General features: G+C 56.2%; 20 protein-coding genes. 10 read left to right on the top strand and 10 right to left on the bottom strand.

All coding sequences use genetic code 11. The features are described from left to right. Positions 1-64: 64 nt before the first annotated feature. Both KQI65_10585 and KQI65_10580 read right to left on the bottom strand, forming a co-directional pair. Positions 65-1,363 (bottom strand): serine hydroxymethyltransferase, encoded by a 1,299-nt coding sequence (locus KQI65_10585; GenBank protein MCB2205186.1) that lies wholly within the window; start codon positions 1,361-1,363, stop codon positions 65-67. 128 nt (positions 1,364-1,491) lie between these two features. Then, positions 1,492-2,715, bottom strand: a complete 1,224-nt coding sequence (locus tag KQI65_10580; protein ID MCB2205185.1) for a hypothetical protein — start codon at positions 2,713-2,715, stop codon at positions 1,492-1,494. Between the two features lie 293 nt (positions 2,716-3,008). Between KQI65_10580 and KQI65_10575 the strand changes: the two genes are divergently transcribed. Beyond that, on the top strand, positions 3,009-4,226 hold the full coding sequence (locus KQI65_10575) for a hypothetical protein (protein MCB2205184.1): 1,218 nt from the start codon (positions 3,009-3,011) through the stop codon (positions 4,224-4,226). Positions 4,227-4,258: 32 nt separating this feature from the next. Here KQI65_10575 and KQI65_10570 read toward each other — a convergent pair whose 3' ends face one another. Together KQI65_10570 and trkA are read right to left on the bottom strand one after the other, a co-directional pair. Further along, positions 4,259-5,809, bottom strand: coding sequence for a TrkH family potassium uptake protein (locus KQI65_10570; protein ID MCB2205183.1), 1,551 nt, complete (start codon positions 5,807-5,809; stop codon positions 4,259-4,261). Between the two features lie 51 nt (positions 5,810-5,860). Further along, complete coding sequence (trkA, locus tag KQI65_10565) at positions 5,861-7,228, bottom strand: Trk system potassium transporter TrkA (GenBank protein MCB2205182.1); 1,368 nt, start codon at positions 7,226-7,228, stop codon at positions 5,861-5,863. Between the two features lie 156 nt (positions 7,229-7,384). On the opposite strand from trkA, the gene KQI65_10560 reads away from it, so the two are divergent. From KQI65_10560 to KQI65_10550, 3 genes are all read left to right on the top strand, one after another. Then, the gene (locus KQI65_10560) at positions 7,385-8,566 is read left to right on the top strand and encodes a Xaa-Pro peptidase family protein (protein MCB2205181.1); all 1,182 of its coding nucleotides are present in this window, start codon (positions 7,385-7,387) and stop codon (positions 8,564-8,566) included. Between the two features lie 75 nt (positions 8,567-8,641). Next, on the top strand, positions 8,642-8,935 hold the full coding sequence (locus KQI65_10555) for a hypothetical protein (GenBank protein MCB2205180.1): 294 nt from the start codon (positions 8,642-8,644) through the stop codon (positions 8,933-8,935). Positions 8,936-8,950: 15 nt separating this feature from the next. After that, positions 8,951-9,193: a zinc ribbon domain-containing protein gene (locus tag KQI65_10550; GenBank protein MCB2205179.1), complete on the top strand. Its 243-nt coding sequence runs from the start codon at positions 8,951-8,953 to the stop codon at positions 9,191-9,193. Between the two features lie 100 nt (positions 9,194-9,293). On the opposite strand, the gene KQI65_10545 is transcribed toward KQI65_10550, so the two are convergent. The 5 genes from KQI65_10545 to KQI65_10525 form a co-directional block, all read right to left on the bottom strand. After that, positions 9,294-10,136: a hypothetical protein gene (locus KQI65_10545; GenBank protein ID MCB2205178.1), complete on the bottom strand. Its 843-nt coding sequence runs from the start codon at positions 10,134-10,136 to the stop codon at positions 9,294-9,296. Continuing rightward, positions 10,133-11,293 carry a DUF362 domain-containing protein gene (locus KQI65_10540; GenBank protein MCB2205177.1) on the bottom strand — a complete coding sequence of 387 codons (1,161 nt, stop codon included), beginning with the start codon at positions 11,291-11,293 and terminating at the stop codon, positions 10,133-10,135. The genes KQI65_10545 and KQI65_10540 overlap by 4 nt, the downstream gene beginning before the upstream one ends. Before the next feature lie 223 nt (positions 11,294-11,516). Then, on the bottom strand, positions 11,517-11,969 hold the full coding sequence (locus KQI65_10535) for a hypothetical protein (protein ID MCB2205176.1): 453 nt from the start codon (positions 11,967-11,969) through the stop codon (positions 11,517-11,519). Positions 11,970-12,074: 105 nt separating this feature from the next. Then, positions 12,075-12,560, bottom strand: coding sequence for a hypothetical protein (locus KQI65_10530; protein MCB2205175.1), 486 nt, complete (start codon positions 12,558-12,560; stop codon positions 12,075-12,077). Positions 12,561-12,683: 123 nt separating this feature from the next. After that, the gene (locus KQI65_10525; GenBank protein MCB2205174.1) at positions 12,684-13,619 is read right to left on the bottom strand and encodes a hypothetical protein; all 936 of its coding nucleotides are present in this window, start codon (positions 13,617-13,619) and stop codon (positions 12,684-12,686) included. A 122-nt stretch (positions 13,620-13,741) separates the two neighbouring features. On the opposite strand from KQI65_10525, the gene KQI65_10520 reads away from it, so the two are divergent. The 3 genes from KQI65_10520 to KQI65_10510 all read left to right on the top strand — a co-directional run bounded on the left by KQI65_10520 (position 13,742) and on the right by KQI65_10510 (position 16,887). After that, on the top strand, positions 13,742-14,899 hold the full coding sequence (locus tag KQI65_10520) for an MFS transporter (protein MCB2205173.1): 1,158 nt from the start codon (positions 13,742-13,744) through the stop codon (positions 14,897-14,899). Between the two features lie 51 nt (positions 14,900-14,950). Continuing rightward, positions 14,951-16,618, top strand: a complete 1,668-nt coding sequence (locus KQI65_10515; GenBank protein ID MCB2205172.1) for an N-acetylmuramoyl-L-alanine amidase — start codon at positions 14,951-14,953, stop codon at positions 16,616-16,618. An 86-nt stretch (positions 16,619-16,704) separates the two neighbouring features. Next, positions 16,705-16,887 (top strand): CPXCG motif-containing cysteine-rich protein, encoded by a 183-nt coding sequence (locus KQI65_10510; GenBank protein MCB2205171.1) that lies wholly within the window; start codon positions 16,705-16,707, stop codon positions 16,885-16,887. Between the two features lie 6 nt (positions 16,888-16,893). Here KQI65_10510 and KQI65_10505 read toward each other — a convergent pair whose 3' ends face one another. After that, positions 16,894-17,313: a CoA-binding protein gene (locus KQI65_10505; GenBank protein MCB2205170.1), complete on the bottom strand. Its 420-nt coding sequence runs from the start codon at positions 17,311-17,313 to the stop codon at positions 16,894-16,896. Between the two features lie 215 nt (positions 17,314-17,528). Here KQI65_10505 and KQI65_10500 point away from each other — a divergent pair, with 215 nt between their 5' ends. The 3 genes from KQI65_10500 (at position 17,529) to KQI65_10490 (ending at position 26,297) form a co-directional block, all read left to right on the top strand. Further along, entirely contained in the window at positions 17,529-21,266 is a 3,738-nt protein-coding gene (locus KQI65_10500) for a T9SS type A sorting domain-containing protein (protein MCB2205169.1), read from the top strand. Between the two features lie 127 nt (positions 21,267-21,393). Beyond that, positions 21,394-25,131 carry a T9SS type A sorting domain-containing protein gene (locus KQI65_10495; protein ID MCB2205168.1) on the top strand — a complete coding sequence of 1,246 codons (3,738 nt, stop codon included), beginning with the start codon at positions 21,394-21,396 and terminating at the stop codon, positions 25,129-25,131. 65 nt (positions 25,132-25,196) lie between these two features. Continuing rightward, the gene (locus tag KQI65_10490) at positions 25,197-26,297 is read left to right on the top strand and encodes a hypothetical protein (GenBank protein MCB2205167.1); all 1,101 of its coding nucleotides are present in this window, start codon (positions 25,197-25,199) and stop codon (positions 26,295-26,297) included. The last annotated feature ends 105 nt before the right edge of the window (positions 26,298-26,402 follow it).

Genomic DNA, 26,402 nt, shown 5'->3' with positions numbered 1-26,402 from the left:
CCCTGTCCCGGGCAAGCCGGAACAGGGCGACAAATGGAAAGGGACGGGACGCGTTCGGGATGCGTCAGTCCGTCAGATCCGTATACAGGGGGAACTTCGAGCAGTAATCCTTCACCTTCTCACGCACACCGTCGAGTACCGCTTCATCATTAATGTTACTGATGACGGTGTTCAGCATGTCGGCCACGAATTCCATGTCATTCTCACGGAAGCCACGTGTCGTAATGGCTGCGGTCCCGATGCGAATGCCACTGGTTACGAACGGTGAGCGATCGTCGAACGGTACCATGTTTTTGTTGAGCGTGATGCCGGCACGTTCAGCGGCGTTTTCGGCTTCCTTGCCTGTGACTTCCTTGTTGTGGAGGTCGATGAGCATGAGGTGATTGTCCGTTCCCTCGGAGATCAGGTTGAAACCATTGCCGACCATCAGTTCCGCAAGTCGTGCGGCATTCGCCTTGACCTGCTTCTGGTAGGTCAGGAAGGAAGGCTGCAGCGCCTCGCCGAATGCCACGGCCTTGGCGGCAATCACATGCATGAGCGGTCCGCCCTGAATACCCGGCATCACAACACTGTCGAGCACTTCCGACATCATCTTGGTGCGACCTGATTTCGGGGCGACGATACCGAACGGGTTTTCCCAATCCTTGCCCATCATGATGATACCGCCACGGGGACCGCGCAGCGTCTTGTGCGTTGTCGATGTGACGACATGGCAATGCGGCATCGGATCGTTGAGCAGCCTGGCTGCAATCAATCCGGAAGGATGTGCAATGTCGGCCCAGAGATAGGCGCCCGCGCGATCGGCGATTTCACGGAAAGCCTTGTAGTCGATGTTGCGGGGATAGGAACTCGCACCGACAATGATCAGCTTGGGTTTCTCCTTCATCGCCTTGTCTTCGACCTCATTGAGATCGATGGTGCCGCTTTCCTTGCCGACGCCATAGGAAATGATGTCGTAGAGTTTTCCGGAGAAGTTCACCGGAGAACCGTGCGTCAGGTGTCCGCCGTGTGCCAGATCCATGCCAAGTACTTTGTCGCCCGGCTTGACGAAGGTGAAGTATATCGCCTGGTTCGCCGACGCGCCGGAATGCGGCTGCACGTTGGTGTATTCCGCACCGAACAGCTTTGACAGGCGTTCGCGGGCGAGGTCTTCCGCCTGGTCAACGTACTCGCAGCCGCCGTAATACCGCTTGCCGGGGTACCCTTCGGCATACTTGTTGGTCAGTACGCTGCCGGTTGCCTCAATGACCGAGGGACTCGCGTAGTTCTCGGATGCGATGAGCTGCAGCTTGTTGATCTGGCGTTCGGTTTCGTGCTGAATGATTTCGTGAAGCTGAGGATCAGTGGATGCTAGATGCGACATGGGATATCTCGTCAATCGTGAAGGAACTTCGTGTCCGGAATACCAAAATACGAAATGTTGGCGCATCCCGAAAACAGAAGCGGCGGACCGAAGTCCGCCGCACCGGGAATCAGGATATTTGACAAAGATCAGCGAATCACGGCCAGCTGCTGGCTCGCATTAATTTCCTCACCGCCGATATTGGTAGAGAAACGCACGAAGTACATGCCCGCCGTCAGCGCTGCGCCGTTGCTGCCACGCGTATTCCATTCTATGACATGGCGTCCTGCCTGACGTAATTCACCGTCGAGCAGTGTGGCGACACACTGACCGAGAGAATTATATACCGCGAGATGAACTGTGCCCGGCACTGCCAGGGTGAAGGGAATGTTTGTGCCCTTGCCCACGGGAACCGGACTGGGGTAGGTTTGCTCGAGTGCTACCATATTGGGCTGGATCTCGGCGCTCTGAATTTCGCTGTACATCGACGTGCCGTCGGTGTCGACCTGACGCAGCCGGTAGTACACGACATTACTGTTCCCGGTTGCAACCGGGTTCTCATCAATCCAGGTATAGGTATTGGCTTCGGTGGTCGTTCCATTCCCATGGACGAAACCGATCTGCTGAAAGTTCACTCCATCGCCTCGTTCGATTTCGAAACCGAGATTGGAGGTCTCCGTCTCCGTGCGCCAGCTCAGCATCATGCTGCCGTCGGCGCGGCCGGTCACGTTGAAGGCACTCAGATCCACAGGGATGACAAGCCCCTGCACGATCTCGACGGAGTCGTTGACGTTGAGCGTCAGATCTGCATTGAAAATGCAGGACATCTGCACGTTCTGCTGGTAATTGATTGTCTTGTAGGGACGCGCATCATACAGACCCAGGGTCACGGTTCCATTCACCGTCGGGAGAATGGTCATTTCATAGCGCATGAGCTCGTAAAACCCATCGTTGAGGTCATTTCCCTGACAGTCTTTCGTCACGGTGAAGTACTGGTCCGTCACAGGAAGAGCAGACCCAGGGTTGCCGGTATGCGCGTGCTGATTGAACCAGGCCGATGTGCCAAATGCCTGACTGCGGTAGGGAGCGCCCCAGTAACCGGTATTGTATCGCTGTGATGCACCCTGAAACACCAGCTTTGAACTCGTGAACGTGAACACAGAAGAAAAACCGCCGATGCGTCCGTAGGGCGGTGCCCAGGCGTGCGATCGCGGGTATATGTCGAGTGATGCCACAAGTGAACCACCCTGCCCCTGGTTGCACACTGAACGGATACGCATGATCACGTTGTCCGCGGTGACGATCTGGGCCTGCAGTGAGGTGGTAAAGAGTACAGCAATGGCAACAGCAAGCAGAGTAGCAGCTTTGCGCATAGAAAACCTCCGATTGAAAGACAGGATCTTTCCTTCATTATATCACATTTTCAGTACATATGCATTCCGAATTCAAGAGAAAACGCCGGAAATGACGTGGAGAATATTCACGTTGTGTTCGGAATTTTCACAGTTTTTTGTGTGGAAAATCCCTCATAACAAGTGTTTACAGTGCTGACAGAATCGGCCTGGTTTTTGCATGGGTATTCGCATCCACGAGGTTCGCCGTCTTTAGCCCCATGATATAAGATGGTCGCGAGCTACAGCATTTCACTCCACCTGAGAGAGCGAATATGCAAGATGATAGTGCTTTCGAGCAGTTCCCTCCTCCGATTCTTGAAAATTCTGCGTTTGAAACAAAGCTCCTGCGGCAGCTGGGGTTGATCACATATGGTGGTGCCACCTTTGGTGAGTGCTACAGTGTTGCCGTTACCATGACGGAATGGAATCTTCCCGGCTGGGTGCAGTCGTGGGAAGAACTTGCCCAGACTGTTGAGAAGGCAGGCGACGAGGCTCTTGCAAAGGGACATGAGGTCAGCGCGAAGGAGTCTTTTCTTCGTGCGACCATCTATTACCATGCCGCTGAATATTATGCTCTCATCGGAGGAGAGGATTTTCGGCGCGAAGGTATGAAATCTGCGGATTGCTTTGAAAAGGCGATGCCGCTGCTCATGCATCATGCGGAAATCGTATCGATCCCTGGCGACACGCATAGCTACCCGTGCTACTTCTTTGCACCTGACAGCAGTGGTAAGGCGCGTCCCACTATTGTTCTCGTCCCCGGCATCGAAAGCAGCGGCGAAGAACAGTATTTCTACGCAGCCATCAGTGCAGTGCGAAGAGGTTTCAATGCCTTTGTGTTCCAGGGGCCCGGGCAGAACGGCATGATGCGCATGAATGCGGAGTCTCACCTGCGGCATGACTTTGAAGTACCGCTCAAGGATGCGCTCGATTATCTCGAAACGAGGACGGACGTGGACAACGAGCAGCTTGTCATGCTGGGAAGCGGGCTGGGCGGGTACTTCGCGTCGCGCTGTGCTGCATTCGATTCACGTATCAAAGCCCTGATTGTCAATCCACCCTTCGTCAATATTCATCGCGTGTTTCTCGCGCTGATCGGACAGCGCGCGACAAAAGTAGACGTCTCGCTGAGCGATATCCATGAGCTTCCAGACAGTATTCTCCCTACGACGATGAAATTGTTCGTTCTCAACATGTGCCGCCGCTTCGGCGTGTCACGTCTTCAGGAGCTGATACAGGCAACACGTCAGTATTCGGTGGAGGACTTGCTGTACCGCATTCACTGTCCGGTGCTCTGCCTGTATGGTGACGCGGCATATCCCGAGCTGGAGGAGCAGGCGGACATGTTTGTATCACGGGTGACGTCGGAAGTGAAAGACAGCATTCGCGTGCCATCGATTCATGTGGCGGATGCACATGACCACGTCGGCAACATTGCGCTGCTGAACCAGATGCTATTCGACTGGCTGGAAGAACGTTTCGGGGAATGACGCTGCCGATGCACGTCTGGCCGGCGGGAGGGTCACCGCCAGATGGAGGAGCGGAGGAGAACGAGGACGGTGAAAATCTCAAGCCGTCCCAGCAGCATGTTGAAGATGAGTATCCATTTCCCGGGGATGGGAATCCAGTTGAAGTTTTCAATGGAACCGACACCTGCGAGTCCGGGACCGATGTTCGCCAGGCAGGCTACGACCGCGGTGAATGCCGTGACAAGGTCGGGGACGAAGAAGGTCATCAGCAGTGCTGAGACTATGGAAAGGGAGAGGAACAGGATAAAGAACGAGACGATATTTCCAACCCGCACTTCCTCGATCGGGGTGCCGCCGACCTTGACGGGACGAATGATGCGGGGCCGCGCCATTTTAATGATCTCCCGCCAGGCGGCTTTCAGATTGATCAGTACGCGTATCATTTTCATTCCCCCGCCAGTACTGCCGGCACACCCTCCGAAGAACATCAGGACCACGAGCATAAGCCGCACTGTCGTTGGCCACACGTCGAAGTCGGCCGTTCCGAACCCCGTAGTCGTTGTGATGGATACGACCTGGAAGGCGGACTCCCGGAAACTGCCGTAGAGGGATTGTACTTTTTCTTCCTGTCCATGTACGTGCGCCGCGAAATCCTCATAGGGCACCGGGTCGTGCCGGAAGTGTGTCCGCGAATAATCCACCGATGGCAGTCCCTCCACGTACAGCATCACGGTTGCGAGGATGATGCCGACCACGATGACCACGGCGTAGAAGCGGAACTCCCTGTCGATTTTCAGCACGCGGTAATTTCCCCTCAGCACGTTGTAGTGCAGCAGGAAGTTCACACCCGCGAGAAACATGAAAACGATGATCACCCAGATGATGAATTCATTCTGGTAATAGCCGACGGAGAGATTCTTGGTGCTGAATCCTCCTGTGGCCATGGTGCCGAAGGTGTGGCAGAGTGCGTCGAACCAGTCCATGCCGCCCAGCATCAGCAGCACTGTTTCCACGAATGAAAGCAGTGCGTATACACCCCAGAGTATGCTCGCGGTTTCGGCCAGACGCGGCTGCAGGCGTTCGGTGGTGGGACCCGGTACTTCGCCCTTGAACATGTGGTAGCCGGATACGCCGAGCGCGGGGAAGATGACCAGGGCCAGCGTGACGATACCCATGCCGCCCAGCCAGTGGGTGAGACTGCGCCAGAACAGCAATCCGCGGGGCACCGCCTCAATGTCGGTGAGAATTGTCGAGCCTGTCGTGGTGAAGCCCGACATGATTTCAAACACGCCGTTGGTAAAGGCGTGCATAATGCTGTAGGCAGTGAATTCACTGGTCTGTGAGAGGAAATGAATGAAGAATGGGACACTGCCGAAGATGGCCAGCACGATCCATCCAAGCGTGACAATGGCGAAACCCTCGCGCACCGTCTGCGTACTTCGGTTCTTCTTGTAGATAATGGCGAACAGCGTACCGAAGAAAATGGCCGCAATGATGGCGATCCAGAAGCCGGCGAACTCAGGCGCGACGAAGTGTTCGCTGGCTGGCATGTGCTTGACGTCGAACCAGGCGATAATTGCCGGTGGAACCATCGCGAGTCCCATGACCTGCAGCAGGCGGGCGACACCGTACAGTACCGTTCGTTTGTGCATCGCTTACAGTTCCGTATCGTTCGTACCAAACAGCTTGCGGACGCGGCGGATCCCCGCGCTGCGGGTGAAGACAATCACCAGGTCCCCGGCTTCGAGTACCGTATCACCCGTCGGAATCATCATGACATCGTTGCGCAGCACCGCACCGACAATGGACACCCCGACAGCCTTGCGCCAGCTCTCTTTCAGCGGTTTCCCCGCGAGTTGTGAATGTGATTCCACGCGGAGCCGGAGTACGTCGATGTCGGATTTCTGTATATGCAGGGAGGAACTGACATATCCCGGGAGCACCGCATTGAGAATTCCGTTCGCGGTCAGCTGACGGGGATTGATAATGTGATTGATGCCGATGGAGAGGAAGAGGTCGGTGTGCTGGTCGTCGTTGACAATGGCGATGACCTCGCGTGCGCCTTCCGATTTTGCGAGCAGGCATGCGAGCACGTTCTCATCGTTTCCCTCCGACGCCGCGATGAAGAAATCCGCGAATCGCACGTTGGCTTCCTTGAGAACGTCGACATCATCACCATTACCATGCAGTACGTCGATGCCATGCAGTTTCGCCGCTGCAAGATTTCCGTGCTCAAGGTCGGGATCGATGAAGGTCACCAGATCCATTTCTTTCTGCAATGCGAGAGCGATGTTGACGGAGGTGAGCGTGTTCCCGAACACAATTGCCTTCTGCTTGCTTCCGGCATCGACCCCCATCAGGGTGAGAAAATCCGTACGGGCTTCGCGTGGAAATATGAACAGCGGCTTGTCGCCGGGCGCGACCATGGTATCCCCACGGGGAATAATTACCTGGTCGTCACGGATAATGGCAACGACCAGAAGAGAGCCGCCCCGGGGATCGTTGCGAAGCTCTATCAAGCTGCGATTCGCAATGGGCATGGTCTCGGTGATCGTGTAGCTTCGCAGAAGGATCGACCTGCGCGAGAAATCCTGCGCATCGATGGCAAAAGGGGTTTCTATATAGTTGAGTACCGCACTCAGGGTGTTTTCCTCGGGATAGATCACTTTTGTGATCCCGAATTGTTCCGGCTTGAGGCGCTCGGATCCGGCAATGAAATCCATGTTGCGAATGCGTGCGATTCGATGCGGCACTTCATACTGACGCGCAATCATGCATGCGGTGAGGTTGACCTCGTCAACGGGAGTCGCGGCAATGATCATGTCGGCGTTCTGGAGGCCTGCATGCTCGAGATCCTGCGGATTGCTGCCGGACCCATTGACCACCAGCACATCGAGCTTGTCTGCGATCTGCTCGCCACGCTGAACGTTTTGTTCGATGACGGCGATGTCGTGTCCCTGGCGCAGCAATGCCTCAGCGAGACTGCTTCCGACAAGGCCGGCTCCGATAATGATAATCTTCATGAAGGGGAAAACCCGGCTCGTGATGCAACGAGCCGTAATATACGGTCCATGAGAGGAACATGCGACCGTCTCATGTGCGCCAAAACGCCGTAAGTGCATTCAAGCACGGCATGCCGTATCTTGTGCCTTTACGTGCCATGTAAGTCTGAGGTAAATATGCAGATGATCAAGAACAAAGTGCAGCAGGCGGTAGAAATCCTGCAGGAAAAGAAGGTCGACATGTGGCTCACCTTCGTTCGCGAAAGCTCCAGCATGCCCGATCCAGCCATTGATATGGTTGTCGGACAGCATGCGACGTGGCAGACAGCGTGGATCATCTGCAGGGACGGTGAAACCATTGCCGTGGCGGGCAGCCTGGATATCGCATCAATAGAAGACAATCCCGCCTATGGCACCGTGGTTCCGTACGTGCAGGGGATCAAGGATGAATTGCTCGCGGTGCTCAGACGGAAGAAACCCCGCCGCATTGCGATCAATTATTCGACGGACTCCGTGATGTCTGACGGATTGACGCATGGCATGTACCTGCTGCTCACATCGATGCTTGAGGGAACGCCTTACGCGAAACGGCTTGTCTCCGCGCAGGAAATCATATCGGCATTGCGGGGAAGGAAGACGGAGGCGGAAATCCGCCACATGCGCAAGGCGATTCGACTGACGCTGGACATCTACCATGAAGTGACCGGCTTTCTCGCTCCCGGCAAGAGTGAGCAGGATGTGGCAAATTTCATTCTCGGCCGTGTGAAGGACCATGGGGTCGATTTGGCGTGGGATCGAGACCACTGTCCTGCAGTGTTCACGGGGCCCGATCACGCCGGCGCGCATTACGGTCCGACACGAAGAAAGATCCGGGCGGGACATGTCCTCAATATTGATTTCGGTGTCAAGGTCAACGGCTATTGCTCAGATCTTCAGCGTACATGGTATATCCGCCGAAAGGGTGAGAAGCAGGCACCGCCGGAAGTCCTGCATGGCTTCAACGTCATCAAGGATTCCATTCGCCTCGCTGCTGAAGCGATGCATCCGGGCGCAGTGTCGTGGAAAATTGACGCCGTCGCAAGAAACCACATCACCGGGAACGGATATCCCGAATATCCGCATGCCCTCGGACACCAGGTGGGGCGCGCGGCGCATGACGGGGGCGTCGGACTCCTTCCGCGATGGGAGCGCTACGGAAAACTGCCGTTCGGAAAGCTGGAAACTGGTCAGGTGTTTACAATTGAGCCGAGATTGCCTATTGAAGGGTATGGCGTAGCGACAATTGAGGAAATCGTTTGGCTCACCGCTGAAGGAGCGAAATTCCTCTCGAAACCGCAGCGCAGCATTTATCTCGTGTGATGTGTTCCCCGGAATCTCTGCAACCAATGCACAGCTTCTGCATCATACCTCAACACGATCAGATAGAGATTGCCCATGCATATAGCAAAGAAAATTTTACCTCTCGCACTCGGCGCCCTCGCAGGCTTCGCTTACTGGTATTTTATCGGCTGCATCAACGGCAGCTGTCCCATTACCGGGAAGTGGTATACCAGTACGCTTTACGGCACACTGGTTGGGGCCTCCTGGCTGCTGCCCGGCAAAAAGAAGGTTGTCCCGGCGGATTCGAATGCTGTGTCAGCTGATTCGAATGTTGTGTCAGCGGATTCAAATGCTGCCCCTGCGGATCAGAACCTCGAGGGTAAGAGTAATAATTCACATGAATCGTAACTGAAAGACGTTATCATGCCTGTTTTCGAGTATACCTGTCAGGATTGTTCCACCCGTTTCGATGTATTTCACAAAGGGGCCGAGGATCCGGAGCGGATTCAATGTCCCTCGTGCGCATCGCGTTCTGCGGTGAAGCAGTTTTCCTCTTTCTCCGCCTCCGTCGGGAGCGGTGCATCGGGATCCGCATGTGAAAGCGGTGCCTGTGACATCCCTGCTGCCTCGAGTCCATGCGCCGGAGGGATGTGTGGATTGCAGTAGCAGCCGGATGAGAACATCTGCAGATTTTTTTCGGTCCCAGCAGCCGGAATTGAAGAGAGCTCCATGAAGGAGCTCTTTTTTTCTATACACGGTGGTTCTGTTACTTGATGCGTTTCCGTATGCCGGCCGCCCCGTGGCCGGAGACATAGTACAGCGTTTTCTCTCCCTTGACAATGACCGATCGGCCGGACTTCCTATCGACGTACCATTCCGAAGCTTCGGTTGCGGCCTGCAGTCCGCTCTGACGAAGAAATTGCTCCATGTCCCTGTGCGACCGGAAAGTCATTACCGCGGCGGTTGTTTCTCTTCCGGTCTTTCCGAACCGCGCGTATTCCATGTCGAAGCGCTCAATTCCCTCCAGAAATTCTGACCATGCAGGCAGTGCGCTCTGCAGCGCAAGTGGACCGTGCAGGTACAGCAGCTTCTCGAGTCCCGGGGAAAACGGTCCCGAACGGAACAGTTCGTTCGGGCGATAGTCCTTTCCTCCCGCTCGCTTCAGAAGAGCTTTCGCCGCTTTGAGTGCTGCCTGGCGGGTTTCCTTGCTGCGATCGTATGGGATGACGGATATCAGGTATTTGCCGCGAGCAAAGAGAATCTGTTCGGGCCGGACGCAGCTCCAGCGTGCGTTTGCGACGAGTGTGCCCGTACAGGTCCCACGCAGAACGGAAAACATACCGAATGCCGCGCGTGGGGACAGCATTTCGTAGACGTCTACCTGCATCTCATGATCGGCTTTGCTGCAGCGCTGTGCTGTGACTTGCCGGAAACCGAATTCACGGTAGAGCTCGGCACCGCCATTGATGTATCCATAGAGCTGTCCGGCATTGTAAAAGTCGGGATCGCCTATGATCCAGCCCGGGAGATCCCGTTCAATCACCAGCGGTCCCCCGGCAGTGAGCGTCACAGTATGAAGAAAAAAGATCAGGGGAAGAAAAAATCTCATGAGAGGTCGATACGTGAGTGATTGATCTGTTCAGTGGTCGCAGTGCCGAGGCCGTATTCCTCGGCGAGTTCGAGGAAGCGCCGGGCACGTTTTGACGGGGATTCCTGCACCTTCATTTCGAGCCGCTTGGCCTCGACGATTGAGAGTCCGATGCTGTCGACGGCAACGGGGTCAGTCCCTGCCAGCAGTCGATGATAGGGTATGATGAACTGTGGATTCGCACCCGGACCACCATGGTAGCAGCCGGTGAGTCCGTCGACGATATTGAGCACCACCTTATCCCGCAGCGGCGGGAAACAGGGGACCTGCGCGCAGGTCTCCGCCCAGAGCGGTTTGTGCAGCCTTCCGGTATTGGTCACCGCCCCGTAAGCAAGGTTCTTGAGACACAGCGTCACCGAACTTCCTGCGTTTTTCAGCACCGGGAGGTTGATGATTTTATCCACTTCTTTCGTCACGATGCTGCTGAAATAGGAATGGCGTCCCTCATTGACCATGTAGGGCAACGTCTCCTCGTCATACGCATCCTCGCAATCGGCCCAGTACGACCATTCTCTGTCGATGCGCTGCTCACTGTAGAGCTTCCCCTCTGCATCGCGGAAACTGCCGTTTGCATCCTTGCATTCCGTCCCGCGCAGCTTGATGCCCGGGAATGCGTCAGCGGTAAAGCCTGCATCCTCAAGCTGAAACTCTCTGCGGTCCCATATCATGATATCGCTGCGCTTCATGCCGGCAGACTCGAGTTGCGCAATCAATGCGGCCACGAGAACCGTGCTGGTTGACAGCAGCTTTCCCGCTACCGGATTGACCTTGAGTCCGATGCGCTCACCCGGCGCGACAAACTGCCGCCATGCCGCGTTGATGTCCTTTTCACCCGTCAGTGCGCAGATGGCTTCACGCAGCATCCTGTCGCAATGTGCGGCATCATGCCCGGTATCGTTTACCGCAGCTGGGTCAAACACTTCGACCACGCTGCCGGGATATTTCCCGGGCATGGAAGCGGGTACCCTTGGGTACTTGAGTGCTTCCTCGATGTTTGTTGCGGGTGTGTCGTCATCAATCAGTGCAGCACGTGCCGTGCGGGGTGCGGAAGACAGTGCGAGCGCGGCGCTTCCAATGCCCACACTCCTGAGAAAACCACGTCGAGACGTCAATGCCATACCAGAGCCTCCTTTTTTCCTATGTACGCAACTTCACCGGATTATGCAATATGTGCATATCGCATGAGGAGCGATGCCTGCATGTCGAAGGGGGCGTATGAAAAGGAAAAGCCTCCCACAGCTGCGGGAGGCCACTCCTGAAAATCTATGTAAAGTCTGACTGGTTGCTGAGTTCTTGTTGCGCAGCGCGAGGAATTACCTGAGCGCGAGGACTTACCTGATCTCAGAGTTCGCGCTGGACCGTGGCGAGGAAGCTGTCATCCTGCCTGTCCGAATCCCACTTCTTCGCGAGTGTTGCGCAGTGGCGGGCCACACGCTCATCCGAATCATACTTGGCGCGGCGCTCTACGGCGAAACGTCCCAGTTCAGAATCGAGGTGGTACAATGCCAGCGCGGCAAGGATGCGGAATTCCGGTTTCTCGTCATTCTTCAACGTTTCCATCAGTGGGATGGTAGCGTAGCTCATGTCGTATGAGGGGTAGGTCTTCTTCATGTCGATCAGCAGCTGCATTGTCGCCGCGCGCACATCCAGTGAGGAGTGGTGGAGATTCGCGAGCACATTTTTCTTGATCATTTCCTGCTGATGGTCCGAGAGCGGTTTGGCATCCTGGGCCTGGGTCATCGAGGTGGTGGCGAGCACGAGCACAAGGGTAAGCACCGAAAGTGTTGCTTTCATTCTATCATCTCCTTCACAAAACGTTGTCTGATGTTGGACTCGGGTATGTGTACGCAGTCCCGCGGCGAGAGTTGCAGTGATACGAAAAAAAATATTTTTTGGATTCTATTCGGGGAGTGACAACGCAGATGCAGTGTCTGAAACAACCGTTTCGTCATTCTGCGCGATTTGAGGCTGCGTGTCTTCATCTGCATCCCAGAATTCAGAGATGCGTGCACAGTTTCGTGTGACCCGTTTGGAATCGTCATAGATGACGCGGCGCTCAACCGCGAAGCGTCCCCTGCGATCACCGATATGATAGAGCGCCATGGCCGCAAGGATACGCATCCCTTCGTCGTCGTGACTTTTCAGGATGTGCATCACCGGGAGCTGGGCAAACCCCAGGTCCATTTCCGGATGCAGTTCCTTGAGATCGATGATGAGCTGCAGCGCGTTTTCCCTGATATCCTGGATACGATGCTGCAGATTCTGCAGAATGTTTTCGGCAATGCGCTGCTGCTGCTTTTCAGAGAATGGTGCGGGACCGGACTGTGCCTGGACCGGTGTCGTGCAGAATAAGCAAAGCGCTGCCAAAGCGATGATGGCTTTCATGATAAACCTCCGGCAACAAAATCTGTCAATGAAATATGACGTACTGCTGGATGGTACGGGAGAAGGGAACGCAAGTTTCAGGGGCAGGCCCTTGTGGAGGAAGGTACCGGAAAAATGCCCTCCCTACCGGCGCCGGCGAATGAGCAGGGGCATGTGGTTCCCTTCACTGCCGGTAAGTACTGCACGGCTGTTCCTGCTGTAACAGACAGCCTCGGACTGTGGGAGCGGAGGATAGGTGAGTGTGACGCTGCTGTCGGCCGCGAGCAGTTCACGCAGTGTGGAGGCGGAGGGACCGTACTGCTCGATGACACCACCATAGCAGCGCAGCAGCATTGCGCCATGGTCGGGACGATAGTCTGCCGCGGTAACCTGGCGCAGGAAACCGAGTGAGAATGGAAGTGAGACCACGGCATGACGCAGGCACAGACCGCTGCCCCCACTGCCCGGCCAGTCAGCACGGTACACCCCGGCTTCGAACCCCGTGGTTTTTTCGACAAGCAGCACGGCGCCGTCTCTGCTGTCCACCATCAGCGCCTCGCTGTCACGCGGACCGTCCTCATACGTGAATACGGCCTCACTGAATGCTGCGCTTATCTCGCGGTTTCGCCACTGCGGTTCAACCGCGGGTTCGACGAGACGAATCACGCGAACGTCCGAACGGTTCGCAGCATTATCGCCGATATCCCCGACATACAGCCAGGCTGTATCGTTTCTTTGTACGCTGGCGATGTCTTCCCAGTCCACATGCGAGGCACCGGACAGGAGACAGACGGCGAGGGTGTTTCCAGCTGAGTCGACAGCAAATAGCCGCGCCTCGTCACCACTGTCATTGTGCAGCCAGTAGATTCCGTCGCTACGGCGGGATGCAGCAATCCCGGAGAGTTCGAGGATGCGCTCATCGGAGAGGACACAGAGTGTATCTGCCGCATCGTACACGACGGCGGTATCGGCATCGTTCGTCGTGTCGGGAGGAGAGGATGGGGTATCATCACAGGCGGTGAATTGCAGGAGCAGGACGCTGAGTGCGATTATGAGGATGGGGCTGCGATAATTATGCATGCGACGGTGGTACTCGGGTGGGACGGTGGTATTCAGGTACAGAGGTATCGCGTGCAATATACGGGTTTGCGATGGACACGAGGCATTTTGGAATTCGCTCAAGTGGTGGATACTTTGTGCCGATGAAACGGACACCCCTGGCGATCATCTTTATTATCACCTTCATTGACCTGCTGGGATTCGGGATTGTCATACCGATCATCCCATCCTATGCCGGCAGTGCATTTGATGCCAGCGACGTGACAATCGGCTTCCTCGTGGCTGCATTCTCCTTCATGCAGCTGCTTTTTACCCCCGTGTGGGGGAGGATGTCGGACAGATTCGGCCGCAGACCCATTCTGTTGCTGGGACTCGCCCTCACGGTAATCAGCTATATCCTTTTCGGTCTCGCAACTTCACTGGCCACGCTGTTCATCTCCCGCCTGCTCGGCGGCGTTGGCGGTGCGAACATCTCCGCTGCACAGGCGTATATATCTGATGTCACCCGGCCCGAAGAGCGTGCAAAAGGCATGGGATTGATCGGAGCGGCATTCGGACTCGGCTTTGTATTCGGTCCGTTTCTCGGCGGCGTCCTGGTTGAATACGGCTATGACGTGCCGGGATTCGCGGCAGCGCTGCTTTCCCTTACCGCGCTGGTGACAGCCATTTTCGCATTGCCGGAGTCGCTGTCGCCTGAGGCGCGTGGTGAACACCGTTCGGCGGAGTTCAGTTGGGATATGCTCATCGCAGCGCTGCGCAAGCCACGCGTCGGTGCGCTGCTGATGCTGTTCTTTCTCATCACGTTCGGGTATGCGAATATCTATGCCACGTTTCCGCTGATCTCCGTGCGGGAATTCGGATATAGCGACAAGGGCGTTGGCTACCTGTTCGGCTTCATCGGAATAATCGGGGCAGTGACGCAGGGCGGCCTGATTCGCAAGCTCTCCGCCCGTTTCGAGGAACGCTGGCTCTTTCTCATCGGGTCGCTTCTGGCCGCTATCGGACTCGCGGCAATTCCTTTTTACCATGGCACCGCGCTGCTGCTGATCGTACTTGCGGTACTCTCGGTGGGAACCGGCATTATGACCCCGAGCTGTCTGAGCCTTATTTCCCGTTATACCGACGCCCGACAGCAGGGCGGCATCCTGGGTATCAACCAGGCCATGGGCGCACTGGCCCGCGTTCTCGGGCCGATCTGGGGGGCCTTCGTATTCGATGCCTTCGGTACGAGCTGGCCCTTCCTGACCGGAGGTATCGTCCTGTTGGCGGTGTTCGTCCTCGTTCGTCGAAGTCTGTGGTAAAATCTTCTGCAAGCTCGTATTTTTCATGCATCACGAATTATTGATTTGATCATGCTGCGATATATCCTCCCGCTTCTGCTGCTTCCCCTTTTTCTGCGTCCGCTGATCGCCGATGTCACCTCCATGACCATCGTACACGACGGCAAACGCGCAACCATACCCGCGTTTCTCAATGAGGGCGTCCTGTATTCCTCGCTGACCGAGTTTGCTGCGACGTTTTCCCTGAAGACCTATGTCAACAGCGAAACGCACAAGATGGAGGTTCGCATCGGCGAGTACCGCCTCAAACTGGCGGATGGCAATCCCTTCGTTGTCGTCGTAGATCACAACAAGAATGTGATCAGTGAAGTGTATCAGCTTCCTGTGGACGTCGTACGTACGCAGGTGGCGTATTATATGCCGGTTTCGTCCATTCTCCCGCTGCTGAGCCGGGTCTGGGGGAAAAGCCTGCTGCTCGATCGCAGCAGTGCGCAGCTGACGGTCACCACGACCTCACGTCCCACTGCACGCGTCACAGGTACACCCACCGCAGGTACGACGAGTCCATCGGAATCGGTTGCCCGGACTGCGCAGACGGAAAAAACTGACACAGCGGACGAACTGGCGCCGGCTGATATCGCTGTGGAAAAAGCCTCCGTGTATGATATTTCACGTATCAGCGTCGACACCAGGAAGAATGGCACACTTATTCGTCTTCATACAAAGAAGGCGTTGAAGAAATACGATGAGAAGCTCCAGGACAATACGCTGACCGTGACGGTGGAGAACGCCTCCGTCGATGCGAATGAGCTGCGGCAGACACCCACCGACGGAGAAGGAATCACCGAAGTGAAGGCCGAACAGCTGGGGCGGAATGCCCGGATCAGTTTCACGCTCAACGACACCTATACTTCGAGCCAGATCAGCCGGGATGTCAAAACCGGGGACCTGCTTATCGCTCTCTTCAAGAAGGTGGAAGTCAACAAGATTCTGAAAGAAGAAAAACAGCAGGATGCTTCACGGAGCAAATGGAAACTTGACTGCATTGTCATTGATGCGGGGCATGGAGGGAAAGACCCGGGCGCCATCGGTGTCTCGGGCCTGAAGGAGAAGAACGTGACCCTGGGGATCGCACTCAAACTCGGCAAACTCATTGAACGCAAGATGCCAGGTGTGAAAGTGGTATACACGCGAAAGGACGATACGTTCATTCCCCTCGACGAGCGCGGGCAGATTGCAAACGCTGCCAAGGGAAAGCTCTTCATTTCCATTCACTGTAATTCAACGGAAAAGCGCCCTTCGTCGGCCAAAGGTTTCGAGGTATACATTCTGCGTCCCGGTCGCACCAAGGAAGCGATCCGTATTGCAGAGTTTGAAAACTCCGTGATCAAGCTCGAGAAGAATTATCAGGAGCGGTACGCGAAGCTTACCAATGAAAGTTTCATTCTGATAAACATGGCGCAGAGTGCGTACGCGCGCTTCAGCGAACGCTTTGCCGAACTGCTGCATGAGCAGGTGCAGGACAGCAAACAGCTGCGCAGCAAAGGGGTCAAACAGGCGGGTTTTTATGTGCTCGTCGGGGCATCCATGCCGAGCGTGCTGATCGAAGCCGGTTTCCTCTCGAATACGAACGAGGAAAAATTGCTTTCCACGCGTTACGGGCAGCAGCACCTGGCCAATCTTTTTTACACGGCCATTGAGAATTACGCCAGGGAGTACGAAAAAAGCCTGAAAGAGTGAGACGGGGCCCATTCTCCCTTGACTTTGCCGCACTTCCTCGATACTATGAAAGCACACCTTTTATCCTGATTCAAAGGAGTGCCGTCATGCGCAAGACCTTCCGTTGTGCCTGGTGCTTCGAGATCAACGAGATCTTTGTGGATCTGTCTGCAGGGGAGGATCAGGTCTATGTCGAAGATTGTCAGATCTGCTGCAGACCCAACACCATCCATATTCGTATCGATGTCGAAAGCCGCAAGGTCACGCTCGAAAATGAACCCGAGGGCTGAAGAATTTCATAATTCGGAAGCCGTATCAGCCGGTTGCAGGCGCGCAAGCTCAACAGCGATGCAACTGTCCATAACGACCTGCATCCCGGCGCGTTCTGCGCGTTCCGCTGCAGCGTAGTCGACCACGCCGAGCTGTGTCCACAATACTTTTGCTCCGACGGCGATAGCGTCATCGACGATATCGCTGACATGTTCAGAGCGTCTGAAGACATTGACAATATCAATGGGAACCTCCACGGCGTGGAGGTCCGGGTACGATCGCAAACCCTGCCAGCTCTCAATGGCCGGATTCACGGGAATGACCGTATACCCGTGCGCCCGCAGTCCTTCCGCGATGCCATAGCTTGTTCGATGGGGTTTGTCAGAGAGTCCGACTACGGCGATTGTGCGCGCCGTGCGTAAAATGGAGGGGATGTGTTCGTTCATGTGCGATATTTTTTTTGTGCAAAACTGCTGCTCCCTTCAAAATAGATTCTCCTTCACCAATACGAAAACCGTTTCCCATTGCATTGACATTCCTGCCGGCCTGCAGTAGTTTTTGTCTACTTTACCGGCACGCGATACCTTTCCATCCCGGTTCATGCACTTTAACAGAGCTCCGCGAGGTACCCATGCGCAGTTGTTCCATTCTTTTTTCATTCATGCTTCTGGCTCTTTTCCTTCTGCCATCGTATGTCGGCGTTGCGCAGGGCTCGCTCATTCATCATGAAGGTGACGAGCAGCGGCAGGCACAGACGGAAAACGCACGGGCGCGCTTCGAGTATTTCTATAACAGGCTGACCTGGCCGGATGGCAGCATCCCCGTCGGCGCGCGCGCGAAAGCGTTTGAGAAGATGCAGTCCATGCCCGCGTATTTACCGGAGGCAAACACCTCGCTGCGCAAGCGTTCCGCCGAAGATTTGACCTGGGAGAATGTCGGGCCGAACAACATCGGGGGACGCATTTTCGCACTCACGCTCAATCCGCTGCGTCCCGAAACCATGTTCGTCGGTGCTGCGGACGGAGGCGTCTGGCGGTCATACGACGCCGGTCTGCACTGGGAATCCGTTTCCGATGACTTCCCGACACAGTCGATGGGTTCCATCGTAATCAATCCTGTCGATACCAGTGTGATCTATGCTGCAACAGGTGATGCCAGTTTCGGGTCGCATTCTTTTGACGGCGCCGGCGTGTTCAAGAGCACCGATGGTGGCGACAGCTGGTTCGAAGTTGGGGAGGGAAGTCTGCCTGAGTATGCCAAGGCAAGCGATATGGCCATCAATCCCCTCAATCCCGACATGCTGTACATTGCGGTGCCGGATGGTATTCGTGATCCGTCGCAGATGGGAATCTGGCGTTCGACGAACGGGGGAATGGACTGGAGTCTCGTACTCACGGGACGCATGACGGATATCGTCATCAATCCCCAGAACCCCGACGTGCTGTATACCGTGTCGAGTAAAATATTCGGCTCGCTGACAGCGGACCGCTATGGATTGCAGAAAACCACCGACGGCGGAGATACCTGGATGCAGGTGGATATCGGTGTCACGGATTCATTGATCGGCAGGACCGGCATCGGTATCTGTGACAGTAATCCTGACGTGCTGTATCTTGGCGTTTCGGAGGTGACCGGCGACGGGAGAACACCGCTGCTCGGCGTATTCAAAACTACGGATGCCGGTGGCAGCTGGAACAAGCTCGACGTGCCGTTCGACTATATGATTTCCCAGGGATGGTTCGACAATATCATCGGCGTGCATCCCGGCAACCCGGACATTGTTTATGCCGGCGGTGTCAAGCTGATCCGATCCTCCGACGGCGGTCAGAGCTGGGAGCGCATCGCCGACCAGCTGGCAGGTGGTATTCTGCATGTGGATCAGCATGAAATTACGTTCGATCCTCTGCACCCGGACCGCGTGTACGTCGGGAATGATGGCGGGCTGTTCCTGCTGACCGATGCGGGGAAAACGCTGGAAAAGCGGGATCTCGGACTTTCCATTACACAGTTTATCGGTGGCGACATGTATCCGGGCACGGATGCCCTGGTCCTGGGAGGAACTCAGGATAACGGTACGCTGCTCTCAGATGATCCCGCACCGGATTTCGATCTGGTTCTTTACGGGGACGGGGGACACGGCTACATTAATCCTTCACAGCCGAACATCATGTATACCACCCAGGAACGTCTCAAACTCTGGCGCTCCGAAGATTTCGGCAGAACATGGACCTGGGCGATCGGTGATCTTCCGAACGAGGGGTCCCTGTTCTACATCGCGTATGCGATGGATAAGACGAACCCTGACGTGCTGTATCTCGGGACCTACCGCATGTACAAGACCTCGAATGGCGGGAAGACCTGGCAGCAGCTGCAGACCTGTCTCTTCAACGCAGGCGGGAGCTGCTATTATATCACCGCTGTCGACATCGCACCTTACGATGCAAACATGGTTCTCGCCGCAGCACCCGGACAGACCGCGGTGTCCACGAATGGCGGACTGACCTGGAACGTGAACTCCGGGCAGTTGCCTGTGGCCTCCTGCAGCGCGTTCCGGACATTCAATCCCGGCGAAATGTACGCAACGTTCAGTCGTTATGAAGTTGAGAAAGTCTGGAAGTCCTCGGACGGCGGCGCGAACTGGACGAGCATCAACGGAAACCTCCCGGACGTCCCCGTGAACGATGTCCTGAAAATTGATAACACGCTGCTGATCGGTTCCGATCTTGGTGTCTTTGTCAGTGAAGACGAAGGCGCAACCTGGTCACCCCTCAACGATGGAATGCCCGCGGTTTCGGTGCAGCGCCTGCTCTTCCAGGAAGAAACCGGTATTGTGCGTGCCATTACGCATGGACGCGGGGTGTATGACATGCAGTGGGTCACACCGGAGCAGAAAGTTCCTGAGTTCCGTTCGCGTCCCGACACCACGACGCTGGCGGTGTTTCAGCCCTTCGTCTACGCTCCGGTCGTGGAAGCCTGGCCTCAGCCTACCTATCGACTGCTCGAGGCACCGCAGGGTGCGAGCATCGATCCGGTGCTCGGTATCGTGCGATGGACGGCAAGTGATCTGATCACGACCTTCACCATCGAAGCCACCAATGTGGCAGGCAGCACGACGCAGACCTTTTCGCTGCAGACGGCGGATGTCATTTCCACGGAATGGGAAATCGTCCAGCCGCAGAGACTGGACGCCCAGGTCAATCACGCGTTCGTCGCGGAAGACCGCTCACTCTGGCTGGCCCGCGATACTTCGCGCATTTCCGTTTCGACAGATGCGGGACAGACGTGGACGCATATGGAGCTCCCTGAAACAGAAGCTTCCGTGCTCAGTATATTCGCTCTCGACCGGAACACCGCGTGGGTGGGGACCGGTGGTCCGCAGAGTCTTGTCAATACAGGCAGCGGCCATATCTGGAAAACCACGGACGGAGGACAGAGCTGGACCGATCAGCTTTACGGCATCGATTCACGCTTCGGGAACCTGTATTTCTGGAATGCGAATGAAGGGATTGCCGTGACGCAGGGCGCGCGCGACAGTGCCGATGTCTTTGTCACGAGCGACGGCGGCGGCAGCTGGGCTCACATGGCCGAGCGTCCCCTCGCCCGCATCCCGCTTTACAACACACTGACTTTCGCCGACCGGGATAATGGCTGGTTTGCCTCGTCCAACGTGTATGAAAACGACGACGCAAACGTGCTGCGGACTACAGACGGCGGGCGGACCTGGGAACTGAAGGGCGCGGGTACGGGAATCGGATACGTCTCGGATATCGCCTTCCTCGATCCCATGAAGGGATGGTTCGTTGATGAAATATCCCGGCGTGTCAAGCGCACGGTGGCGGGCGGACAGCGCTGGGTTTCCGCATTCTACCCCATGAACGGAGAACGCCTCGTCGGCGTATCAGCTGATCCCGTCAGTCGTGTGGTGTGGATTCTGAGCGATCAGCACGCTTGGGTCAGTGCCGACGAGGGAGGAACGTGGACGAAAACGACGCTCATCCCGGCAGGCGCCATGCAGTCTCTCGTGTTTGCGGATTCCCTGCAGGGCTGGGCGGTGACGAAGAACGGTATCGTCGAACATCAGATCGGAAATCCGCTGGTGACTTCAGTTGCCGGACAACCGCTGCCCGCGGATCCTGCTCTTGGCAGTGCTTATCCCAATCCCGTCACGGCCGTCACGGACGCCGTGATGCTGCCCTTCCGCATGTCCACCGAGGGCAGCGTGCGCATCACAATCAGCAACGCTGCAGGACAGGAGGTTGCAACGCTGCTCGATCGCAGCATGCAGCCCGGGGACCACGTGAGCGTATGGGACCCCCGTGGATTCAGTAACGGTGTCTATTTCGTGACCATGCGGACCGGCAACAGGGCATTTACCGGACGCCTCGTCCTCGCGCGCTGATCCGGCATATCGCAGGCGGATCCGGCTTACAACGATTTATTGAAACGCCTCCGGGATACTGTCCCTGAGGCGTTTCCTTCTTTATATTACTGTTTGAGTCCCCGTCACCATCACATGAGTACCTGCCATGTGCAATCCCCGCTTTCGTTTCGCTCTTGCTGCTGCCATGCTGTTTATTTCCGGAACTGTCGCCTACGCGCAGCCCGCGACACTGTTCGATGACGGCAGCGCAATTCCCGCCGTCAAACCTCCCAATCCCGCTGCACGCGCCGCATATTTTCACGATCGTGTCGCAAACGCGGAGGGACACATCCCCGTTGGTGCGCGGGCCCGCGCATGGAAAAAGGCACAGGAGAATCTTCCCCTGTTCGCACCCGGCGGTGGAAGCACGGTGATGACAGAGATGACGTGGACCAACGTGGGTCCTTCAAACATCGGAGGGCGCATCATTACCGTCGCGTCAAATCCCCTCAACCCGTCCACCATCTATATAGGTGCGGCCGGCGGGGGAATATGGAGAAGCTATGATGCAGGACTGCACTGGCAGCCCGTTTCGGAATCGTTGCCTACGCAGGCGATGGGAGCGCTCGTCATCAATCCGCAGGACACGGCAGTGATTTATGCCGGGACAGGGGAGGCCAGTTACGCGCAGCGCACCTTTGATGGTGGAGGCATGTTTCGTTCCACCAATGGAGGAGACAGCTGGGAAGAAATAGGTGTGGGTACGCTGCCACCATACTCGCGCGCGAGTGATATGGTGATCAATCCCATGAACACCGACATTGTTTACGCGGCCATCCCTGATGGTCCGCGCGAAGCCGGCCAGATCGGTATTTACCGCAGCACGGATGCCGGCGACAGCTGGGAACTGGTCCTGACAGGACGCATGTCGGATATCGTTATCAACCCGATCAATCCTGACATTCTCTATACATCCTCAAGCAAGGTTTTCGGCAGCGGCACTGCTGACCGCTACGGGATGTGGAAGACCACGGACGGAGGGGACAACTGGTTCCAGCTCGATGTCGGGATAGTGGATTCCACGATGGGACGTACGAGTATCGGTATCTGTGACGCGCAGCCGGATGTGCTTTATATCGGGGTTTCGGAAGTGACCGGTGACGATCGCACGCATCTGATTGGTGTATTCAAGACAACGGATGCAGGTGCGCAGTGGACCAGGCTCGATGTCCCCTTCGACTACATGGTATCGCAGGGGTGGTACGACAACATTATGGGCGTGCATCCCACCAATCCAGACATCGCTTACGCCGGGGGCGTGAAAATTGTGTTCACACGCGACGGCGGCGAGAGCTGGGAGCGCGTGAAGGATCAGGGGTACGGTGGCATCGTGCATGTCGACCAGCATGCCATAGATTTCAACCGCAGCGATCCGTCCATTGTTTATCTCGGGAATGATGGCGGTTTCTTCGTTGGCAGCAGTGACGGGGCAGCGTGGGAAAAGAGGGACAGGGGACTCAGCATCACCCAGTTCATTGGCGGCGCAATGCACCCCGCCAGTAATGCCGTGCTGTTCGGCGGCACGCAGGACAACGGGACACTGCTCTCAGACGACGCGCCCGATTTCAACCTCGTCCTGTACGGGGACGGCGGCAACGGCGCCATCGATCCGCGTCGTCCCGAGGTCATGTTCACCACGAAGGAAACGCTGAAGTTTTATCGTTCCGAGGATTTCGGAGCCACGTGGACAAGGAAACAGCAGGGCCTGGGACTGGATCGCTCTCTGTTCTATATCGATTTCGCCATGGACCCGAACGATCCCGAGGTGTTGTATCTCGGGACATCACGGCTCTACAAGAGCACCAACAGTGGGGAGAGCTGGTCACTGAAAAACAGTTGCCTGATTCCGGCAAACGGAGGCTGCTACTATATCAGTGCCGTCAGCGTGGCACCGTATGACGGGAATCTCGTGTTCGGCGGCGGCACGGGTGGCGGGGTTTCCATATCAACCAACGGCGGTGAAGAATGGAATACGGTGGCGGATTCCCTCCTGCCAACCGGGTACTGCAGTTCGGTCCGCAGCTTCAGTCCGGGCAACATACTCGCGACGTATTCGACGTACGGAATCGACAAGATCTGGCGCAGTACCGACATGGGCATCAACTGGAGCAGCATCAACGGTGATTTGCCGGATGTGCCGCTGAACGATGTTATCGAACTGGACGGGAAGATTATTGTCGCTTCCGATGTCGGTGCCTTTATCAGCGAGGATGCTGGGCAGCACTGGCAGCGCTTCGGGAATGGTATGCCCTCGGTTTCCGTCCAGCGTTTTGTCTTCAACGAACGCACGGGGATTCTCCGGGCCATCACCCATGGACGTGGCATGTACGACCTGCAGTGGATGGTGCCGGAGGCCAAGGCACCGCAATTCGTTTCCGCGCCCGATACTGCCGTGTATGAGAATGGACAGCTGTTCGTGTATGCTCCCGTGGTCGAGGGCTGGCCGCTGCCGGCAATGTCCCTGCAGTCCGCTCCGCAGGGAGTGGAGTTTGACTCCGTTCTCGGTATTGTTCGCTGGATCGTACGCGATGACAGTACACCCTTCGTCCTTTATGCGGAGAACGCAGAAGGGAATCAAACACAGCAGTTTATCGTCAACGGTTTGCCGCAGAGCCAGGCGGACTGGAGCATCGTCCAATCGCAGCCACTGTCCACTCCGGTCAACGTTATGGCACTTGGGGGAGATGATGCACTCTGGCTGGGACGCGACAGTGCGCTGGTAACGCTGTCTCCCGATGGCGGGATGACCTGGAAAACGGTGGCGCTGCCGGGAACCAATGCGCAGGTGATTGATATTCACGCGTTCGATGAGAACCGGGCCGTGGTCGGGACACGAAGCGGACAGATATTGAAAACAACGGACGGCGGAAACAGCTGGGCGATACAGTTCAGTCACGTCAATGCGCGGATTGGCAATATTGCCTTCCGGGATGAAATGAACGGCATGGCGGTGACGGATGATCCGGATCGCAATAATCTGGCACATGTCTACGTCACGAGTGACGGTGGGGAGCATTGGACGGAAACCGCGGAGACCATTGCACGTTTTCCCATCGACAACACACTGACTTTTGCCGGTGATACCCGTGCCTGGTTTGCGGTTTCAAATCTTTCGAAATCTCCCCCGGAAGAGCCGGACATTCTTCGCAGCTCCGACAATGGGGCGAGCTGGAGGCCGACCGGCGTTTCGGCACAGAATGTCGCTGGAATTTCCTTCCTCGACAGCGATCGCGGATTCTGCGTTGATGACCTGACCGGCTTCGTGCGAAGGAGCATCAACGGTGGCGTGAACTGGCGTTCCGCCTTCTATCCCATGGGCGGTGAGCGCCTCGCTGCCGTCAGCGCCGTGCAGGGGAGCCAGGTCGTCTGGATAATCAGCGACGATGGTGCGTGGGTGACTCCCGACGCGGGCAGCAACTGGACAAAAACTGTCAGCATCGCCTGTGGTCCCGTGCAGGACGCGGTGTTTGCGGATTCCGCCACCGGTTGGATCGTCAGCAAGAGTGGAATCGTACAGAAACTTGTAGCAAATCCGCTTCTTGATGTGTCTGATCTCCCTGAAGGCATACCGGGAGATCTGCGTATTACCGGTATTTTCCCGAATCCCGCCGCCGCTTCGGATCCACGCGTCCACGTGCGTTACGCCACCGATCGCAGCGCCACGGTCACGCTGGCGCTCTACAACAGCGCAGGGAACCGGGTCAGGCAGCATCCCGCCAGAACCGTGCACGCGGGTATCCACCAGGCGGTTTTTAATACTGCAGGTTTGCCGTCCGGTGCGTATTTTGTATCACTCACTTCGGGAACAGCACAGGTCACACGGCGTATGATGATCACGCAGTGATCGCAGTCTGTACCACTGTACCGTCGCCGAATTTGATGAGCGTCTATCACACTCAAGGAGATACCATGAAGTATTTGCGTGTTCTGTTGTTCGTTCTGCCTCTGCTTGTCGTGGCTGCAGCCTGCAGCGATGATGACGGGACGGTTGATCCGAACGGCAACAATACAGCTGACACTGAAAAACCAACGGTGCTGATCGTCAAGCCTGTGGCCGATCAGGAGGTCAGTGGCGACCAGCTTGCGGTTGAGATAATTGCGAACGATAATCGCAGGGTGGTCAAGGTGGAGCTGTATCTCAGTAATTCGCCGTTCCCCGTCTCCACGCTGACCGCCGAACCGTGGACGACCACGCTCGACATCAGTGATCTTGAACCCGGGGCGTATGCAATTTCCGCCAAGGCCTTCGATTCCACCGGAAACGAATCAAATCGGTCGACCGTGTCATTCGAGATAACGGCTCCCGGCGGCTTCAATTTTGTGTTCGTTGATGGCGCACAGTTCACATATGATCGTTGGAGCCTCGATGCCAGCAACGAGGTTGTTGAATCCACAAAGAGTACGTACACTTCGCATTTCGAGGCTGGTGACGGAAGCTCCATGGGCGGAGAAACCGACTGGTATCGAATGATTTCCACCGACAGCCGGAGTGGCCGGTCGGATACACTCATTGCTCGCACGGATGCGGCAAACAACCTCCAGGTATACGGGCTCGCCAATTCACTGGTGGAACGCTTTACGCGTGAGCTGGTTGACTCAGGAACGCTTCCTGAGCCGCCAACGCTGCCGGCACCGGAATGGACCTACCTGGCGAAAGTCAATGACGAGAGTGGTGCGCCGCTGGATCCGGGTGGCACCTGGAATGTGACGCAGGGGAACGGAATTGAAATCTCCTTCGGACTGATTTCCGCAACCATTACCATGGAAGGTGCCTTCGTCGAGCAGGGCGAGGCGTTCCCCGTCAAGGGGAAGGACATCAGCACCTGGAAAGTGCGCATTAACGTCCGGATCAGCATTCTGGGTCAGAACAATGACATCCCGGTATATATCTGGTTTTCCGATGACCCCTCGGGACAGATTCGGCTTATGCAGGAGAGCGCTGAACTTAATCTCGGCCTCATACAAATCCCTGTCGAAGGTGATTTGCAGATGCTGACCGACTGGCAATAATTAACGAGAAGAATCCATGAAACCCCGGTATTCACCGGGGTTTTTTTGTATGTTACAGGAACTGACGTTAGCTCGTCCGCTCAAAATAATCCTGCCTACCTGATG

Source organism: bacterium, from assembly GCA_020444325.1.
Taxonomy (GTDB): Bacteria; Bacteroidota; Ignavibacteria; order SZUA-365; family SZUA-365; genus BM516.
Note: the sequence above shows the minus strand (reverse complement) of the source record. Positions and strands in the feature narration are given on the sequence as shown.

Bases quoted from the DNA above. Each gene is read 5' to 3' on its own strand.
- KQI65_10535 (MCB2205176.1), bottom strand. From the start codon at position 11,969: ATGAAAGCAACACTTTCGGTGCTTACCCTTGTGCTCGTGCTCGCCACC.
- KQI65_10550 (MCB2205179.1), top strand. From the start codon at position 8,951: ATGCCTGTTTTCGAGTATACCTGTCAGGATTGTTCCACCCGTTTCGAT.
- KQI65_10575 (MCB2205184.1), top strand. From the start codon at position 3,009: ATGCAAGATGATAGTGCTTTCGAGCAGTTCCCTCCTCCGATTCTTGAA.
- KQI65_10515 (MCB2205172.1), top strand. From the start codon at position 14,951: ATGCTGCGATATATCCTCCCGCTTCTGCTGCTTCCCCTTTTTCTGCGT.
- KQI65_10500 (MCB2205169.1), top strand. From the start codon at position 17,529: ATGCTTCTGGCTCTTTTCCTTCTGCCATCGTATGTCGGCGTTGCGCAG.
- KQI65_10490 (MCB2205167.1), top strand. From the start codon at position 25,197: ATGAAGTATTTGCGTGTTCTGTTGTTCGTTCTGCCTCTGCTTGTCGTG.
- KQI65_10540 (MCB2205177.1), bottom strand. From the start codon at position 11,293: ATGGCATTGACGTCTCGACGTGGTTTTCTCAGGAGTGTGGGCATTGGA.
- KQI65_10530 (MCB2205175.1), bottom strand. From the start codon at position 12,560: ATGAAAGCCATCATCGCTTTGGCAGCGCTTTGCTTATTCTGCACGACA.
- KQI65_10570 (MCB2205183.1), bottom strand. From the start codon at position 5,809: ATGGGACTCGCGATGGTTCCACCGGCAATTATCGCCTGGTTCGACGTC.
- KQI65_10505 (MCB2205170.1), bottom strand. From the start codon at position 17,313: ATGAACGAACACATCCCCTCCATTTTACGCACGGCGCGCACAATCGCC.
- KQI65_10545 (MCB2205178.1), bottom strand. From the start codon at position 10,136: ATGAGATTTTTTCTTCCCCTGATCTTTTTTCTTCATACTGTGACGCTC.
- trkA (MCB2205182.1), bottom strand. From the start codon at position 7,228: ATGAAGATTATCATTATCGGAGCCGGCCTTGTCGGAAGCAGTCTCGCT.
- KQI65_10555 (MCB2205180.1), top strand. From the start codon at position 8,642: ATGCATATAGCAAAGAAAATTTTACCTCTCGCACTCGGCGCCCTCGCA.
- KQI65_10525 (MCB2205174.1), bottom strand. From the start codon at position 13,619: ATGCATAATTATCGCAGCCCCATCCTCATAATCGCACTCAGCGTCCTG.
- KQI65_10510 (MCB2205171.1), top strand. From the start codon at position 16,705: ATGCGCAAGACCTTCCGTTGTGCCTGGTGCTTCGAGATCAACGAGATC.
- KQI65_10580 (MCB2205185.1), bottom strand. From the start codon at position 2,715: ATGCGCAAAGCTGCTACTCTGCTTGCTGTTGCCATTGCTGTACTCTTT.
- KQI65_10585 (MCB2205186.1), bottom strand. From the start codon at position 1,363: ATGTCGCATCTAGCATCCACTGATCCTCAGCTTCACGAAATCATTCAG.
- KQI65_10520 (MCB2205173.1), top strand. From the start codon at position 13,742: ATGAAACGGACACCCCTGGCGATCATCTTTATTATCACCTTCATTGAC.
- KQI65_10495 (MCB2205168.1), top strand. From the start codon at position 21,394: ATGTGCAATCCCCGCTTTCGTTTCGCTCTTGCTGCTGCCATGCTGTTT.
- KQI65_10560 (MCB2205181.1), top strand. From the start codon at position 7,385: ATGCAGATGATCAAGAACAAAGTGCAGCAGGCGGTAGAAATCCTGCAG.